The sequence below is a fragment of the Streptomyces sp. NPDC050546 genome (genome assembly GCF_044457425.1).
Classification (GTDB): domain Bacteria; phylum Actinomycetota; class Actinomycetes; order Streptomycetales; family Streptomycetaceae; genus Streptomyces.
Genome location: NZ_JBITGX010000021.1, coordinates 136,977 through 153,734, shown reverse-complemented (window position 1 = coordinate 153,734; position 16,758 = coordinate 136,977). Strand labels below are relative to the sequence as shown.

At 71.4% G+C, this 16,758-nt stretch carries 16 protein-coding genes and 1 pseudogene; 13 read left to right on the top strand and 4 right to left on the bottom strand.

Annotated elements, in window-relative coordinates; translation table 11 throughout:
- Positions 1–100, top strand: a pseudogene (locus ACIBK5_RS37905) (IS481 family transposase); the annotation flags it as partial.
- Here the strand turns inward: ACIBK5_RS37905 and ACIBK5_RS37900 are convergent.
- Positions 97–366 (bottom strand): hypothetical protein, encoded by a 270-nt coding sequence (locus ACIBK5_RS37900; RefSeq protein WP_399027064.1) that lies wholly within the window; start codon positions 364–366, stop codon positions 97–99. The pseudogene ACIBK5_RS37905 and the gene ACIBK5_RS37900 sit on opposite strands and share 4 nt — an antisense overlap.
- A gap of 265 nt (positions 367–631) precedes the next feature.
- Here ACIBK5_RS37900 and ACIBK5_RS37895 point away from each other — a divergent pair, with 265 nt between their 5' ends.
- From ACIBK5_RS37895 to ACIBK5_RS37880, 4 genes are all read left to right on the top strand, one after another.
- Positions 632–3,529 carry a beta-N-acetylglucosaminidase domain-containing protein gene (locus ACIBK5_RS37895; RefSeq protein WP_399027063.1) on the top strand — a complete coding sequence of 966 codons (2,898 nt, stop codon included), beginning with the start codon at positions 632–634 and terminating at the stop codon, positions 3,527–3,529.
- Positions 3,530–3,611: 82 nt separating this feature from the next.
- A complete protein-coding gene (locus tag ACIBK5_RS37890; RefSeq protein WP_399027060.1) occupies positions 3,612–4,145 on the top strand; it encodes a PadR family transcriptional regulator in 534 nt (177 codons plus the stop codon).
- Positions 4,142–4,828 (top strand): ABC transporter ATP-binding protein, encoded by a 687-nt coding sequence (locus ACIBK5_RS37885; protein WP_399027058.1) that lies wholly within the window; start codon positions 4,142–4,144, stop codon positions 4,826–4,828. The genes ACIBK5_RS37890 and ACIBK5_RS37885 overlap by 4 nt, the downstream gene beginning before the upstream one ends.
- Positions 4,829–4,932: 104 nt before the next feature.
- Positions 4,933–6,279, top strand: a complete 1,347-nt coding sequence (locus ACIBK5_RS37880) for an FtsX-like permease family protein (protein ID WP_399027070.1) — start codon at positions 4,933–4,935, stop codon at positions 6,277–6,279.
- A gap of 91 nt (positions 6,280–6,370) precedes the next feature.
- Here the strand turns inward: ACIBK5_RS37880 and ACIBK5_RS37875 are convergent, their stop codons facing one another.
- Entirely contained in the window at positions 6,371–6,907 is a 537-nt protein-coding gene (locus ACIBK5_RS37875; protein ID WP_399027056.1) for an HNH endonuclease, read from the bottom strand.
- Positions 6,908–7,234: 327 nt separating this feature from the next.
- Between ACIBK5_RS37875 and ACIBK5_RS37870 the strand changes: the two genes are divergently transcribed.
- The 8 genes from ACIBK5_RS37870 to ACIBK5_RS37835 all read left to right on the top strand — a co-directional run bounded on the left by ACIBK5_RS37870 (position 7,235) and on the right by ACIBK5_RS37835 (position 15,602).
- Entirely contained in the window at positions 7,235–8,338 is a 1,104-nt protein-coding gene (locus tag ACIBK5_RS37870; RefSeq protein ID WP_399027068.1) for a mechanosensitive ion channel family protein, read from the top strand.
- Between the two features lie 225 nt (positions 8,339–8,563).
- A complete protein-coding gene (locus ACIBK5_RS37865) occupies positions 8,564–9,802 on the top strand; it encodes an ROK family protein (protein WP_399027055.1) in 1,239 nt (412 codons plus the stop codon).
- A 66-nt stretch (positions 9,803–9,868) separates the two neighbouring features.
- Entirely contained in the window at positions 9,869–11,206 is a 1,338-nt protein-coding gene (locus ACIBK5_RS37860; protein WP_399027053.1) for an ABC transporter substrate-binding protein, read from the top strand.
- Between the two features lie 12 nt (positions 11,207–11,218).
- The gene (locus tag ACIBK5_RS37855; protein ID WP_399027051.1) at positions 11,219–12,163 is read left to right on the top strand and encodes a carbohydrate ABC transporter permease; all 945 of its coding nucleotides are present in this window, start codon (positions 11,219–11,221) and stop codon (positions 12,161–12,163) included.
- The gene (locus tag ACIBK5_RS37850) at positions 12,160–13,053 is read left to right on the top strand and encodes a carbohydrate ABC transporter permease (RefSeq protein ID WP_399027049.1); all 894 of its coding nucleotides are present in this window, start codon (positions 12,160–12,162) and stop codon (positions 13,051–13,053) included. Before ACIBK5_RS37855 ends, ACIBK5_RS37850 begins: the two co-directional genes overlap by 4 nt.
- A 6-nt stretch (positions 13,054–13,059) precedes the next feature.
- Entirely contained in the window at positions 13,060–14,325 is a 1,266-nt protein-coding gene (locus tag ACIBK5_RS37845) for a 6-phospho-beta-glucosidase (protein WP_399027047.1), read from the top strand.
- Entirely contained in the window at positions 14,316–15,287 is a 972-nt protein-coding gene (locus ACIBK5_RS37840; RefSeq protein WP_399027045.1) for an N-acetylglucosamine kinase, read from the top strand. Before ACIBK5_RS37845 ends, ACIBK5_RS37840 begins: the two co-directional genes overlap by 10 nt.
- 93 nt (positions 15,288–15,380) lie before the next feature.
- Complete coding sequence (locus ACIBK5_RS37835; protein ID WP_184592772.1) at positions 15,381–15,602, top strand: hypothetical protein; 222 nt, start codon at positions 15,381–15,383, stop codon at positions 15,600–15,602.
- A 382-nt stretch (positions 15,603–15,984) separates the two neighbouring features.
- On the opposite strand, the gene ACIBK5_RS37830 is transcribed toward ACIBK5_RS37835, so the two are convergent.
- Together ACIBK5_RS37830 and ACIBK5_RS37825 are read right to left on the bottom strand one after the other, a co-directional pair.
- Positions 15,985–16,542 (bottom strand): GNAT family N-acetyltransferase, encoded by a 558-nt coding sequence (locus tag ACIBK5_RS37830; RefSeq protein ID WP_399027043.1) that lies wholly within the window; start codon positions 16,540–16,542, stop codon positions 15,985–15,987.
- Entirely contained in the window at positions 16,539–16,664 is a 126-nt protein-coding gene (locus ACIBK5_RS37825) for a hypothetical protein (protein ID WP_399027041.1), read from the bottom strand. Before ACIBK5_RS37825 ends, ACIBK5_RS37830 begins: the two co-directional genes overlap by 4 nt.
- Positions 16,665–16,758 lie beyond the last annotated feature (94 nt).

The following is a 16,758-nucleotide window of genomic DNA, read 5'->3' as shown; positions in this document are numbered from 1 at the left end:
AGACTTCCTCCACGCCTACAACCACCACCGCTGCCACACCGCACTCGCAGGTCAGCCACCCATCAGCCGTGTGAACAACCCCGCGGGTCAATACACCTAGATCCCTGAGAAGTCCGTGAGGAAGGCGGAGGGCTCGCTGGTCAGCGGGGCGGATTCGGCGAGCGGGGGCTCGCTGGTGAGGGGCTCGGCGTCGGGGAGCGGCGGCTCGCTGGTGAGCGGGGGCTCGGCGCAGGTGTTCTCGGAGCTGAAGACGCAGTAGTGGGGGTCTTCGTAGCGCGGGTCGTCGTAGTGGGGGTCGAGGTCGGCGGACGTGTCCGCCACGGGTTTGGACGGGGCCGGGAGCGGAAGGAAAGTCATCGCAGCCACGGGGGCCTCCTTGTAGAGCTTGTCGCGTTCAACTTTCGAAGGGTTACCGCAGCCCTACCCAGTCGACGCGATGGCAGACGTCCCAGGCCGAACATCGTGCTCCTGCTCACATTCCACTCCCCTCCACTCTGTCAAGTTTCCGGTAAATCGGTCACAACGGCCACTCCCGTTGACACCTTCACCGGGCGGGTGGTGGGCTCGTCGTCCCGGTCGGCACATCTGGCGGACATCTGTCGTATCTGTCGGACACATCTGGAGGGGGACTGTGGGACTGCGGCGTGGAAAGCGGGCGGTGGCCCTCGCGGTCGCAGTCGTCGCCGGAAGCCTCGGCGCCCCGCCCGTCGCGGTGGCGGATCCGCCCGCCCCCGGCCGGAGCTCGACACCGGCCCCCGACACGGCCGGACCCGGCCTCTCCGTCTGGCCGCGCCCGCAGTCGCTGCGCGCCAACGGCGCCCCGGTCGCGGTCACCGACGAGGTCGCGCTGCTCACGGAGCCGTCGGCGGATCCCCACGCCCTCGATGCCCTGCGCACGCTGCTGCGGCAGGCCGGTGCCCGCCGCGTCACGGACTCCGCCCGGCCCGGCGCCCTGGTCGTGCGGGCGGGGACGGAGCCAGTCCGGCGGAACGACCGCCGCGCCCTCCCCTCCGGGGGCTATGAGCTGACCGTCGGCCGTGGCGCCGTCTCCCTCACCGGAACGGGCGAGGACGGACTGTTCCACGCCGTACAGACGCTGCGGCAGCTGCTGCGTCCCGACGGCACGATCTCGGCGGCCGTCGTACGCGACTGGCCCGGCACCGCCGTACGCGGCATCACCGAGGGTTTCTACGGCACCGCGTGGACGCACCGGCAGCGGATGGCGCAGGTCGGCTTCATGGGGCGCACCAAGCAGAACCGTTACCTGTACGCCCCGGGCGACGATCTCTACCGGCAGGCGCGCTGGCGTGAGCCGTACCCGGCGAAGCAGCGGGCCGAGTTCCGGGAGCTGGCCGAGCGGGCGCGGGCCAATCACGTGAAGCTCGGCTGGGCGGTGGCCCCGGGCCAGGCGATGTGCTTCGCGTCGGACGCCGATGTGCGGGCGCTGACGCGCAAGCTCGACGCGATGTGGGCGCTGGGCTTCCGGGCCTTCCAGCTCCAGTTCCAGGACGTCAGCTACAGCGAGTGGCACTGCGACGCGGACGCCGACCGGTTCGGCTCCGGCCCCGAGGCTGCCGCGCGGGCGCAGTCCCGGGTGACGAACGCGGTGGCCCGGCACCTGGCGGAACGGCACCCCGGCGCCGGTCTGTCGCTGATGCCGACCGAGTACTACGAGGACGGCACGACCGACTACCGGCGGGCCCTGGCGAGCGAGCTGGCCGAGGACGTCGAGGTGGCGTGGACGGGCGTCGGGGTGGTGCCCCGCACGATCACGGGCGGGGAGCTGGCCGACGCGCGGGAGGCGCTCGGGCACCCGCTGGTCACGATGGACAACTACCCGGTCAACGACTACGACCCCGGCCGTATCTTCCTCGGCCCCTACCAGGGCCGTGAGCCCGCCGTCGCGACCGGCTCCGCCGCCCTGCTCGCCAACGCGATGCAGCAGCCGGAGGCGTCCCGCATCCCGCTGTTCACCGCCGCCGACTACGCGTGGAACCCCCGCTCCTACAGCCCCGGGGAGTCCTGGCGGGCCGCGATCGCCGACCTGGCGGGCGGGGACCGGCAGCGCGAGCAGGCCCTGGCGGCGCTCGCGGGGAACGACGCGTCGTCGGTGCTGGACGACGAGGAGTCGGCGTATCTGCGCCCGCTGACCGAGGCGTACTGGCGGGACCCCGCGTCGGGCGGCGACGCCGAGCGGCGGCTGCGCGAGGCCTTCACCGTGCTGCGCGAGCTGCCCCGGCGGCTCGCGGACACCGCCCTCGCCTCCGAGGTCGCCCCCTGGGCGGAGCAGCTGGCCCGCTACGGCGAGGCGGGCACGGCCGCGCTCGACATGCTGGACGCGCAGCGCGCCGGGGACACGGCGGCGGCCTGGACGGCGTACCGCAGGCTGGGCACCCTGCGGGCCGGTCTGGAGTCGGCGCGGGCCGAGGTCGGTACGGACGTCCTGGACCCCTTCCTGCAGCGGGCGCAGAAGGCGTACGCGGCCTGGTCGGGCATCCAGCACGAGCCGCCCCGCAACCCCGGCGGCCCCTCGGACGACCGCACCCTGCGCTTCCCCCGCCCCCGCCCGCTGACCGCCGTGACGGTCCTCACCGACCCCGGCACGGAGGGCGCGGTCGAGGCACACGTACCGGGCCAGGGCTGGCGCCCGATCGGCAGGTTGTCGGGGTCGGGCGCGACCGAGGTGGGAGTGCGGGGCCAGGACGCCGCCGGGACCGCCGGTCCGGGCGCGGGCGAGGCACGGGTCGACCCGCCCGTGGACGCCGTGCGGGTCGCCGGACCCGCTCCGGCCCGGGTGCGCCACCTCGTCCCCTGGTTCGACGACTCCCCCGCGACCTCCCTGGAGCTGGAGCGCGACGAGGTGGACGCCGAGACCGGCCGGGCCCTGCGGCTGACGGCCGGTCTTGGCTCGCTGCGGCCCGCCGACGCGCGCGGCAGGCTCACCGTGGAGGCGCCCGAGGGCGTACGGGTCCGGGTGCCGAAGGGCGAGCTGACCGTGGAGCGCGGAAGGCGGGTGGAGGTCCCCGTCGAGGTGACCGTCGAGCGCGGCACGCCGATGCGGTCGTACGACATCCGGCTGGGCTTCGCGGGAGCGACCCGCACACTCACCGTCCGCGCCGTCCCGCCCACCGGCGGCCCCGATCTGGCCCGCACGGGCACGGCGCGTTCCTCGGGCGACGAGACGCCCGACTTCCCCGCGTCGGCGGCGAACGACGGCGACCCGGAGACGCGCTGGTCGTCCCCCGTCGACGACGGCGCCTGGTGGCAGGTCGAGCTCCCCCGCCCGGCGCGCCTCGGGCAGGTCGTGCTGCGCTGGCAGGACGCCCACCCCTCCGCGTACCGCGTCCAGGTGTCGGCGGACGGCCGCCGCTGGCGCACGGCGGCGACGGTACGGGACGGCAAGGCCGGCCGGGAGAGCGTCCGCATGGACGAGCGGGACGTGCGGTTCGTACGGGTGCAGGGCGACAAGCGGGCCACGCAGTTCGGGTATTCGCTGTGGTCGGCGGAGGCGTACGCCATCACCGAGTGAGCAGCCGCGCACATGCGGCCCGCATTTTCTTTTCACTGATCACTATTCACTCAGTACATGTACTCAGTGCATAATGATCGGCATGAGCACCCGCCACATCCTGCTGGGCCTGCTCGCCTCGGGTCCGAGCCACGGCTACGACCTCAAGCGACGCCACGACGACCGCTTCCCACAGGCCCGCCCCCTGGCCTACGGGCAGGTCTACACGACCCTCCAGCGCCTCGTCCGGGACGGCCTCGCCGAGGTCGAGGGCACCGACTCGGACGGCGGCCCGGAGCGGACGATGTACCGCGCGACGGACGAGGGGGCCGGCGAACTGGCCCGCTGGGCCCGGGAGATCGCACCGCCCGCCCCCTTCGTGACGAACGAGATCTTCGCCAAGGTCGTCGTCGCGATCCTGTCGGGCGGCGACCCGGCCGGGTATCTGAGCGCCCAGCGCGCCGCCCACATGGAGCGGATGCGGGAACTGACGGCGCTCAAGGCCGCCAAGGGCGCGGACCTGGCGACCGTGCTCTCGGCGGACTACGCCGTCAACCACCTCGACGCCGACCTCCGCTGGATGACCACCACGGCGGCCCGGCTCACCACCCTGACCGCGGAGGTCGACGCAGCATGAGCAGACCCGTGCCTCTTCTCACGGCTCGTGGCCTCACCAAGGCGCACGGCAGGACACCCGCCCTGCGCGGCGCGTCGGTCGAACTGCGCCGCGGCGAGATCCTCGCCGTGACCGGCCCGAGCGGCAGCGGGAAGTCGACGCTGCTGCACTGCCTCGCCGGGATCGTCCGCCCGGACGAGGGCTCGGTGACGTACGACGGACGGCGCCTCGACGACCTGCCCGAGAAGCGGCTGAGCGAGCTGCGCCGCACCGAGTTCGGCGTGGTGTTCCAGTTCGGGCAGCTCATCCCCGAGCTGACGGCCCTGGACAACGTCGCCCTGCCGCTGCTGCTGGCCGGCACCGACCGCGCCCGGGCGCGGGCCGCGGCCGGTGAGTGGCTGGAGCGCTTCGGGGTGCGCGGTCAGCAGGATCTGCGGCCGGGCGAGCTGAGCGGCGGCCAGGCCCAGCGGGCCGCACTGGCCCGGGCCCTGGTCACCGGCCCGAAGGTGGTCTTCGCCGACGAACCGACGGGCGCGCTGGACTCACTGGCGGGCGAGCAGGTCATGACGGCCCTGGTGCACACGGCCCGCGAGTCGGAAACGGCGGTCCTGCTGATCACCCACGACGCCCAGGTGGCGGCGTACGCGGACCACGAGGTGCAGCTGCGGGACGGCAGCGTGGCCGCGGCGGGGGTGACGGCATGAGCTCCCCGCGCTCCCCGCGACCCCTGCGGTCCCCGCACTCGCCGCCCTCTCCGCACCCCTCGCACTCCCCGCACGCTCCGCGCTTCCTGCGCTCCGCGCACTCTCTGCGGGCCGACCTGCGCCTCGCCTGGGAACTCACCCGCGGTTCCGACCGCGGCGAGTGGTGGCGGGTCACCCTGACGGCGACGGGCGCGGCGCTCGCGACGGGCTTCGCCCTCTCCGCCGTCGCCCTGGCCTCGCTGCGGGGCTCCTACGACGTGCCTTACGCCGCCGGCCTGCTGGACGAGCCCGGCACCCGGTCCGGTGTGATCGTCAGCCTGCTGCTCCTGCTCGTGCCGGTACTCGGGTTCCTCGGCCAGTGCGCCCGGATCGGGGCGGTGCACCGCGACCGGCGGCTGGCCGGGCTGCGGCTGGCCGGGGCCACGCCCTGGCAGGTGCGGCGGATCGCCGCGCTGGAGACCGGGCTCGCCTGTCTGCTGGGCTCGGCGGTCGCCACCGTCTTCTCGGTGCTGCTCCTGCTGCGCCTGTGGGACCGGCCGACCGCCCTGGCCTGGGCGGGGATCGCCCTGGTCGCCGTCGCCGTACCGGTGCTGGGCGCGACGGCGGGAGCGCTGGCGCTGCGCCGGGTGGTGGCCTCGCCGCTCGGCTGGGTGCGCCGGGTCGGACCGCGCGGCGGCAGGGGGCCCGGGCTGCTGTTCGTTGCGGGAGTGCTGATCGTCGGGGTGATGGCGCTGGCGGCCGTGACCACGACGTCCACGAGCGCCTCCAATCGGCCGATCGGCGGGCTGCCGCTGCAGATGACGGGCGTGGTCCTCGCGGTCGGCGCGGGCGCGGTGTGGCTCTCCGGGGCCACCGCGAAGGCGACCGGGCGGATCCTCGCGGTCCGGGCCCGCTCGGCGGCGACGCTGATCGCGGCGGAACGGCTGCGCGACGACCCTTGGTCGGCCGCCCGCACCCACGCGGCGGTGCTGCTGGTGACGGTCGTCGGGACGGGCTTCATGGGCATTCGGCAGGTGCTGAGCGATGTGGTCCACACCTCGCGCAATTTCGGCGAGCCCGCGTCCTACTACATCACCGGCCTCGACCTCACCGGCGCCGCCATCGCGATCGCCTTCGCGATCACGCTGTCCGGACTGGCCGTCGGCACCGCCGAGTCCCTGGCCACCCGCCGCCGCGGCCTCGCCGCACAGACCGCCGCCGGAGTGCCCCGCACCGTGCTGGGCCGGGCCCTGCTGCTGGAGACCGCGCTGCCCCTGGCCCCCGCGGTGCTGCTCGCCGGCCTGGGCGGCATGGCCATCGGCACCTGGTACGCCCTGCTCTCCGGCCGTCCGGTGCCCTGGGCGCCCGCCCTGGTGCCCCTCGCCGTCTACGCCGCCTGTCTGCTGGCCGCGGCGACCTCCCTGCCCCTGCTGCGCCGCACGGTGCGCCCGGGGGAGCTGCGGTACGCGTAGGAGCACCGCCCATGACAGGCCGACCCGGGGGAACGGGGGTTCCCCGGGCCGGTCCGGCCGGCCGCACGCGGCAATACGAAGGCCCGGATCGTCAGGCGGGAATGCCGTCGATCCGGGCCATGGCGTCGTCCGCGCCGTACGGCTGCAAGTACGGCAGCCAGCGCGGGTCCCTGTGGCCGGTCCCGATGATGCGCCAGGCCAGACCGGAGGGCGGAGCGGGTTTGTGACGCAGCCGCCAGCCGATCTCGAAGAGATGTCGGTCGGCCTTCACGTGGTTGCAGCGGCGGCAGGACGCCACCACGTTGTCCCAGACGTGTTTGCCCCCGCGGCTGCGCGGGATGACGTGGTCGACGCTGGTTGCGACGCCACCGCAGTACATGCACCGGCCCCCGTCGCGGGCGAACAGCGCCCGGCGGGTAAGAGGAACGGGCCCCCGATAGGGAACCCGGACGAATCGCTTGAGCCGGACCACGCTGGGTGCGGGGACTGTGACGGTCGCGCTGTGCAGAAAGGCGCCGGACTCCTCGAGGCATACGGCCTTGTTCTCGAGGACGAGGACGAGCGCGCGGCGGAGCGGTACGACACCTAGCGGCTCGTACGACGCGTTGAGGACCAGGACATGCGGCACGGATGCCTCCTTGGACGCCGGCGGCGCGTGGCTCGCGCCGGGACGATTCGTAGTCAGTCTCTCCTCATGCCTGGTGGAAGCGCCACCATGTCCCGGTAACGGGCTGGGAGTGTTTTCGACCACATCTGATTCATCCCCCAGATCATGGCCTGTTCAAGCCCAGGTGAGCACGGTCTCTCCTTCACACATTCCGAGGGAACACACACAATGCCCCGTTAGTGTGGTGGTTCTGCCCCTTCGGTGACCCAGTCGTGACCTTGACTCCCCGAAGCCCCCGAACCACCCCACCGGGGCAGACCGCTGCACCTGGAGGTACCCGCCGTGTCCATGTCCCCCGCGGACGCCGTTCTGATGGCCGCCGACCCTACGCCGTCGCCGACCCCCTCGGATACGCAGAGCCCGAGAGTGCCCTCGCTCGAGGACGCCCACGAGAGCGCGACGAACGCCGCCGGATGGATCGAGCAGAACTGGTCGACGTGGCTCGCGATCGGCCTGCGGGTCCTGCTCATCGTGGTCATAGCGGTGGTGCTGAGGATCGTCGTGCGACGGGCGATCACCAAGCTGATAGACCGCATGAACCGGAACGTCCCGTCCCTGGACGGCGGCGCGATCGGCGGACTGCTGGTCAACGTCGAACGCCGCCGCCAGCGCTCGCAGGCCATCGGCTCGGTGCTGCGCTCGGTGGCGTCGTTCCTGATCATCGGCACGGCCGCGCTGATGGTCCTGGGCACCTTCCAGATCAACCTCGCCCCGCTGCTGGCCTCGGCCGGTGTCGCCGGTGTGGCGATCGGTTTCGGCGCCCGCAACCTGGTCACGGACTTCCTGTCCGGCGTCTTCATGATCCTGGAGGACCAGTACGGCGTCGGCGACACCATCGACGCGGGCGTCGCCTCCGGCGAGGTGATCGAGGTGGGCCTGCGCGTGACCAAGCTGCGCGGCGACGGCGGCGAGATCTGGTACGTCCGCAACGGCGAGGTCAAGCGCATCGGCAACCTCTCCCAGGGCTGGGCCACCGCCAACGTGGATGTCACGGTCCACTCCGGTGAGGACCTGGACAAGGTCAAGGCCACACTCGACGAGGTCGCCGAGAAGATGGGCGCCGAGGAGCCCTGGAACGAGCTGCTGTGGGGCCCGATCGAGGTCCTCGGCCTGGACAGCGTCCTGCTGGACTCCATGGTCGTGCGCGTCTCGGCCAAGACGATGCCCGGCAAGTCCCTGACCGTGGAGCGCGAGCTGCGCTGGCGCATCAAGCGGGCCTTCGACGCGGCGGGCATCCGGATCGTCGGCGGCGCCACGGCCCCGGCGGAGGAGCAGCTCGTCGACCCGACGGCGGGGATGGCGGCTCCTTCGGTGTACGCGAACACCGCGTCTCCGCAGTCGGCGGCGGCGTCCCCGCTCGCGCCCGCGGCGCCGACGAGTACGACGAAGTAACAGCCTCACGGGAGGGCGGCATCCGGCTCGGCCGGGTGCCGCCTTCTTTTTAATGCTGTCTTGCCTCCCGAATCTTCATGCCCTCTTGACTCCCGAAGGTGCCGGGTCTAGCTTCCTCACCACCGATAGGAAACTTTCCTAACAGTAGATCGAGGGTGGTCACCGGATGGACTCCCTCCGCGATCACTGAAAAGCTGTGCGACCGAAGGGCAGGTGTGGACACGCATGGCAGGAACCGCCGGTACGCCGGGCACCCCACGCGTCCTGCGCGCCATGAACGACCGGGCCGCCCTCGACCTGCTGCTGGAACACGGGCCGCTGTCCCGTACGCGGATCGGCAAGCTCACCGGCCTGTCCAAGCCGACCGCCTCCCAGCTCCTGGCCCGTCTGGAGGCGGCGGGCCTCGTCCTGGCCACCGGCACCACCGAAGGCCGGCCGGGCCCGAACGCCCAGCTCTACGAGGTCAACCCGGCCGCCGGTCACGCCGCCGGGCTCGATGTCACCCCGCAGCGGATACTCGCCGCGGTCGCCGACATCACCGGCCGCACGGTCGGCCGGCACGAGCTGCCCACCCCCGGCAGGCGCACCGGCACCCCGGTCGTCCAGCAGGTCACCGACGCCCTGGACGGCGCGGTGAAGGCGGCGGGCCTCGCCCGGGACGACATCCACCGTCTCGTGATCGGCACCCCCGGCGCCTTCGACCCCACCACCGGCCGTCTGCGCTACGCCTCCCACCTCCCCGGCTGGCACTCCCCCACCCTCCTGGACGAGCTCGCCGCCGCCCTGCCGATGCCGTTCGAGTACGAGAACGACGTCAATCTGGTCGCGCTCGCCGAACAGCGGCTCGGCGCGGCCCGAGGTCACGCGGACTTCGTACTGCTGTGGAACCAGGAGGGCCTGGGCGCCGCCCTGGTCCTCGGCGGCCGGCTGCACCGCGGCTGGAGCGGCGGCGCCGGTGAGGTCGGCTTCCTGCCGGTGCCGGGCACCCCCCTGGTCCGCCAGGTCACCAAGGCCAACAGCGGCGGCTACCAGGAGCTGGCCGGCTCCCAGGCCGTGCCGAGGCTGGCCCGTGAACTCGGCATCGAGGACGTCCCGCAGGGGCCGTACGCCGAGGCCGCGGCGGAACTGGTGGCCCGGGCGGCGGCGCGAACCGAGGCCGCCGCGCACCCGGTGGGCGACGACGAACCCCACCGCCACCTCCTGCGGACCTACGCGACCCGGCTGGCCACCGGCCTGGCCTCCCTGGTCTCGGTCCTCGACCCCGAGCTCGTCGTGCTGAGCGGCGCGTCCCTCACCTCGGGCGGCGAGACCCTGCGCGCTCTCGTCCAGGCCGAGCTGGAAGAACTGGCCGCGTCACGCCCCCGCCTGGTCGTGGGCGACGTCCGTGAACATCCCGTGCTGCGCGGCGCGCTGGAGAGCGCGCTCGCGACGACGCGCGACGAGGTCTTCGACACCTCCCGCTGACCCCACCCCCCTCCCCGCATTCCCTTCTCCCTTTTCCTCTTCCCCCGTGCCTCAGGGAGCCTTGCCATGCCCGGAATATCCAGAAAAGCAGCCATCGCACTCGCCGCCTCCGCCTCCCTCGCCCTCCTCAGCACCGCGTGCACCGGCCAGGCGGACGCCGGCGCGAGCGACGACGCCTCGCAGGAGACGACCATCAACTTCTGGCACGCCTGGAGCGCGCCGGGAGAGGTGAAGGCCGTCAAGGACCTGGTCGCCGGCTTCGAGAAGGCGCACCCCAACATCCACGTCAACGTCGTCGGCAACATGACGGACGACAAGATGAACCAGGCCCTGCGCACCGGCGGCGCCAAGGCCCCGGACGTGATCTCGTCGTTCACCACGAACAGCGTCGGAAAGTTCTGCTCCTCCGGCGCCCTGGTGGACCTCAACCCGTTCTTCGAGAAGTCCGGCGTCGACCCGGAGAAGACCTTCCCGAAGGCGATGAACGAGTACACCCAGTTCGAAGGCGACCGCTGCGCGGTCCCCCTCCTCGGCGACGCGTACGGCCTCTACTACAACAAGACGGCGTTCGAGAAGGCCGGCATCACCGCCCCGCCCAAGACCTGGTCGGAATTCGAGCGGGTCGCCAAGAAGCTGACGATCACCCAGGGCGACACCTACAAGCAGCTCGGCTTCATGCCGAACTACCACGGCTGGGAGACCACCACCGAGCACTACCTGGGCCAGTTCTCCCCCACGTACTTCGACAAGGACGGCAAGTCGAACGTCGGCAAGGACCCGGCCTTCGAGGCGGCGTTCACGGTCCAGAAGAAGCTGGTCGACGAACTCGGCGGCTACCGCAAGCTGGAGACCTACCGCTCCAAGCTCGGCGACGAGTGGGGCCCCAAGCACCCCTTCCACACCGGCCAGGTCGCCATGCAGCTCGACGGCGAGTGGCGCCTGGGCATGGCCCTGGACACCAAGCCGAAGTTCGACATCGGCGTGGCCCCGCTGCCCGTCCCCGACGACCAGGCCGACCAGTACGGCAAGGGCTACATCACCGGCACCATCGCCGGTATCGCGGCGACCAGCAAGAAGCAGAACGCGGCCTGGGAGCTGGTGAAGTACATGACCACGGACACGGACGCGGTGGTGAACTTCTCCAACGCCATCCACAACGTCCCGTCGACGCTCGCGGCCCTGAAGTCCCCGAAGCTGAAGTACGACCCGCGCTTCAAGACGTTCCTGGAGATCGCCGCCAACCCGGACTCCACCACCGCCCCCGCCTCGATCAACGGCGGCGTCTACCTCACCACGGTCCAGGAGTTCGGCTACGCCTACGAGAGCGGCAAGGCGACCGATCTCAAGGCGGGCCTGAAGAAGACGGCCGCGCAGATCGACACGGACATCGCACAGGCGAAGTAGGCGACGAGCACGATGAGCACCTACACACTGCGGGCGAAACACCGCCGCTCGACACTACGCACCCTGGCCTTCCTCTCCCCCTGGCTGATCGGCTTCACGGTCTTCTTCGCCTACCCCCTGCTCTCCACCGTCTACTTCTCCTTCATGCACTACGACGGCTTCAAGCCGCCGGCCTGGACGGGCACGAGGAACTGGACGTACGTCTTCGAGCACTACCCCATGTTCTGGCCCGCCCTGCGCAACACCCTGTGGCTGGTCGTCATCATGGTCACCCTCAGGGTCGCCTTCGGCCTGGGCGTGGGCCTGCTGATCACCAAGATCAAGACGGGGACGGGCGTCTTCCGCACCCTCTTCTATCTGCCGTACCTCGCCCCACCGGTGGCGGCGACGATGGCCTTCGCCTTCCTCCTCAACCCCGGCACGGGCCCCGTCAACTCCCTCCTGGACCAGGCCGGGCTCCCCACCCCCGGCTGGTTCAACGACCCCGCCTGGTCGAAGCCGGCCCTCACCCTCCTGGCCCTGTGGGGCATCGGCGACCTGATGGTCATCTTCATGGCGGCGCTGCTCGACGTACCGAAGGAGCAGTACGAGGCGGCCGAACTGGACGGCGCGACGCCCTGGCAGCGCTTCCGCTACGTCACGCTCCCGAACATCTCGCCGATCGTGATGTTCGCGGTGGTCACCGGCGTGATCCAGACGATGCAGTACTACACACAGCCGCTGATCGCCGGAAAGGTCGCCTCGGGCGTGATCCAGGGCGCGGGCACGCTGTTCGAGCCCGGCTACCCGGACAAGTCCACGCTCACCCTCCCCCAACTCGTCTACAACCTGGGCTTCCAGCGCTTCGACTACGGCTCCGCATGTGTGGTGGCCCTGGTGCTCTTCGCGCTCTCCATGGCCTTCACCGCACTCCTGATGCGCCGCAAGGGCGGCCTGATCAACGCAGGTGAACGATGACGCAGGTACTCGACAAGCCCCTGGAGCTGAAGGCGCCGCCTTCTCCGGCCGAACGCACGGCCCACCGAAGGGCGCTGCTGGAATGGATCGCGATCCACTCCCTGGGCATCGCGGCGGCCCTCTTCTTCACCCTCCCCTTCGTCTTCGTCCTCCTCACCTCGCTGATGAGCGACTCCCAGGCCCTCAGCCGCGACCTGATCCCGCACACCTGGGAGTGGGACAACTACCGCAGGGTCTTCGACACCCCCGGCTTCCTCACCTGGTGGCGGAACACCCTCTTCTACGCGTTCCTGGGCACGGCCCTCACGGTGATCTCCTCGATCCCGGTGGCCTACGCCCTGGCCAAGTTCCGCTTCCGGGGCCGCAATCTGGCGTTGATGCTGGTCATCTCGATGATGATGCTGCCGCCGCAGGTCATCATCATCCCGATGTACCTGTTCTGGGCGAAGCAGCTGGACCTCTCCGGCACCCTCTGGCCCTTGATCATCCCCATGGCGTTCGGCGACGCGTTCTCCATCTTCCTGCTGCGCCAGTTCCTCACCACGATCCCCGACGAGTACCTGGACGCGGCGAGAGTCGACGGCTGCGGCGACCTGCGCACCCTGCTCAAGGTCGTCCTCCCGATGGCCAAACCGGGCATCGCCGCAGTGGCGCTCTTCCAGTTCTTCTACGCGTGGAACGACTACTTCGGCCCGCAGATCTACGCCTCTGAGAACCCGGGCGCCTGGACGCTCTCCTACGGCCTGGAGTCGTTCAAGGGCGCCCACCACACCGACTGGAACCTCACCATGGCCGCCACCGTTCTGGTCATGGCCCCCGTGATCCTCGTGTTCTTCTTCGCCCAGAAGGCGTTTGTCGAGGGTGTCACGCTCACCGGAGTAAAGGGTTAGACAGATATGAAACTCACCGTGGTCGGCGGAGGCTCGACCTACACCCCCGAACTCGTGGACGGCTTCGCCCGCCTCAGAGACACCCTGCCCATCGAGGAACTGGTCCTGATGGACCCGGCGGAGGACCGCCTGGCCCTGGTCGGGGGCCTGTCCCGCCGTATCTTCGCCCGCCAGGAACACCCCGGCCGCATCACCACCACGACCGACCTCGACCGCGCGGTCGACGGCGCGGACGCGGTCCTCCTCCAGCTCCGCGTGGGCGGCCAGGCGGCCCGCGAGCAGGACGAGACCTGGCCCCTCGACTGCGGCTGCGTGGGCCAGGAGACCACGGGCGCCGGCGGCCTGGCGAAGGCCCTGCGCACGGTCCCGGTCGTCCTCGACATCGCGGACCGCGTACGCCGCACCAACCCCGACGCCTGGATCATCGACTTCACCAACCCGGTCGGCATCGTGACCCGCGCCCTGCTGGAGGCGGGCCACAAGGCGGTGGGCCTGTGCAACGTGGCGATCGGCCTCCAGCGCAAGTTCGCGGCGCTGCTCGACGTGTCCGCCCCGGAGGTCCACCTGGACCACGTGGGCCTCAACCACCTCACCTGGGAGACAGGCGTACGCCTGGGCGGCCCGGAGGCGGAGGACGTCCTGCCCAAGCTCCTGACGGACCACGGCGAGACGATCGCGAGCGACCTCCGCCTCCCCCGCGCTCTGCTCAATGACCTGGGCGTGATCCCGTCGTACTACCTGCGCTACTACTACGCGCACGACGAGGTCGTACGAGAACTGCGGACGAAGCCGTCGAGGGCGGCCGAAGTGGCGGCGATGGAACGGGAACTGCTGACGATGTACGCGGACCCGGCCCTGGACGAGAAGCCGGAACTGCTCGCCAAGCGCGGCGGCGCGTACTACTCGGAGGCGGCGGTGGACCTGGCGGCGGCCCTGCTGGGCGGCACCGGCAGCCCCTACCAGGTGGTGAACACGTACAACCGGGGCACGCTCCCGTTCCTCCCCGACGACGCGGTGATCGAGGTACAGGCGGCGGTCGGCGTGAAGGGCGCGTCCCCCCTCCCCGTAGCACCCGTGCACCCCCTCTACGCGGGCCTGATGGCGAACGTGACGGCATACGAGCACCTGGCCCTGGAGGCGGCCCTGCACGGCGGCCGGTCGCGCGTCTTCCAGGCGCTCCTCTCCCACCCCCTCATCGGCCAGTACGAGTACGCCGAGGCGCTCACCGACCGGCTGATCGCACACAACCGGGAGCATCTCGCGTGGGCCTGACCGCAACCGTCCTCGCCATCGACGCCGGAAACAGCAAGACGGACGTGGCGATCGTGACGGCGGACGGAGAAGTCCTGGCCAGGGGGCGTGGGGCGGGCTTCCGTCCACCCGCGGTAGGCCTGGAGACGGCGATGGACACGCTGGCCGTCCCTGTCCGCCGGGCCCTGGCCGCGGCAGGCCTCACCTCGGTCACGCACGTCTCGGCGTGCCTGGCCAACGCCGACTTCCCGGTCGAAGAGGACCAGTTGACGACGGCGCTGCACGCACGCGGCTGGGGCACGACGGTCACGGTCCGCAACGACACCTTCGCGATCCTGCGCGCGGGGGTGCCGGAACCCCGGGGCGTCGCGGTCGTCTGCGGCGCCGGCATCAACTGCGTCGGCATGCGCCCCGACGGCCGCACGGCCCGCTTCCCGGCCCTCGGCAGAGTCTCGGGCGACTGGGGCGGCGGCTGGGGCCTCTCGGAGGAGGCGATGTGGCACGCGTCACGCGCGGAGGACGGCCGCGGCCCTGCCACAGCCCTGTCCCAGGCCCTTCCGGCCCACTTCGGCCTGCCGTCCATGTACGCCCTGATCGAGGCGCTGCACCTGGACCACATCGCGCAATCCCGCCGCCACGAACTGACGCCGGTCCTCTTCGCGACGGCGGCGGCCGGAGATCCGGTCTCCCTCACGATCGTCGACCGCCAGGCCGAGGAGGTGGTCTCCATGGCCGTGGTGGCCCTCACCCGCCTCGACCTGGTGGACGAACCGACCCCGGTCCTCCTGGGCGGCGGCGTCCTGGCGGCCGAGCACCCCCGGCTGAACGGCCGGATCAAGGACCTGCTGTCCGACCGGGCCCCGAAGGCGATCCCGCAGACGGTCACGGCCCGCCCGGTCCTGGGCGCGGCCCTGCTCGGGCTGGACAGGGTGGGCGCGAGGGAGGGGGCGCAGGGGCGGTTGCGGGCGCGTTTCGGGGTGTGAGGGGCGTGAGACGGGGGCTCGGTGGGCGGGAGTTCGATCAGCGTCCATGGACAGCCGCTGTGACTGGGGTACGCGCGGGCGCATACTGAGGCAATGACAAAGCCTTCCGCGAAGCGTCACCTGCCCACCAGCCCCTTCAAACCCCCGGTCGTGCCGGCTCCCAAGCACTTCGCCGTCGGCGACCAGGTCACCCACGACATCTACGGTCTCGGCCGGGTGATCGGCATCGAGGAGGGAATCGCGGCGCTGGTGAACTTCGGCGGCTCGGTGGAGCAGCGGATCCTGAGCCCGTACGCGAAGATGACCAAGCTCTAGCACGACCGCACCACCCGCTCACCGCACGCCAGGTCCCAACGGGGGGCTTGGATTCAAAGGGAGACCTCTCATCGACCTGACCTCGCCGTTCTCCGCCCCGGACGGACCGCCCAGCTGCCCTGCCACAGCATCGCCCCCGCCGGCCATGAACCCCTTCCAGGCCCCGGACTTCGGAGAGGACGAGCCGTTTGTGGCCCCGGGTCAGGACCTCGGGCCTGCATGGGTTACCCCCCGGGGGTAGCTACGAACTCGCCGACCAACTCCTTGAGATGGAGCCGCTGGACTGGCTGCACGGCACCATCGGCGAGTAGCACCCACCGGCCCCGGACGCACCGAAGAGCCCCCTCACGCCCGAAGGCAGGAGGGGAGTTCGGCCGACGGCTCAGGCCGGCCCATCGCCAAGCCCCGTGGATCGGCGAGGCCGGTGCCCGACATTCCGGCACCACCGGATCTCGCCTTCGTGCCATTCCTCGGTGGGCCTGAGCCCGGCGGCGGCCGCGACGGCGGCGGATGCCTGATGTTCGGGGTGGATGTGGGCGATAACGGTGTGGACCGGCCCCCGGCTGAGCCAGTCGACGAGTCCTCGGGCCGCTTCGGTGGCGATGCCTCTTCCCTGCCACGCGGTCCCCACCACCCAGGCGATCTCGGCGACGGAGCCGTGGCCGGAGGAGGTGATCGTCGCCTGGACCGTGCCCGTCAGGCAGGCTTCGGCTCGGAGCCGGATCACCCAGTTCAGCCAGGAGACGGCCGGATCGGGAGAGCCCGCGGTCATGCGCTGGTACCGCGAGCGCAGGGCTCGCGGGGTGTCCGGGGTGCCGCCGATGAAGGTGTGCAGAGCCGGATCGGACAGCACGGCGGCCATCTCCTCGGCGTGCTCGACGAGCAGCGGCAGCAGGTCCAGCCGTGCAGTCCTGACGGCCCGGGCCGCGATGTCACTCATACCTCGACCACCCCGGTTCGCTCTTCACCGGTGCCGGCATCAGCTCGTCCACCATGGCCGAAGACGCCGTCCGCCTCGACGAACGAGTCGAGCATCAGCCACAGGGCCGCCGTGATCTCCACGCCCGGATACTCCCACGCGCCCCCTGCCCCCAGGACCAGGACCTTTCCGGCGGATCCTGCCGGGCCGGCGTGCCCAAGGCGGATGAGGCAGTTC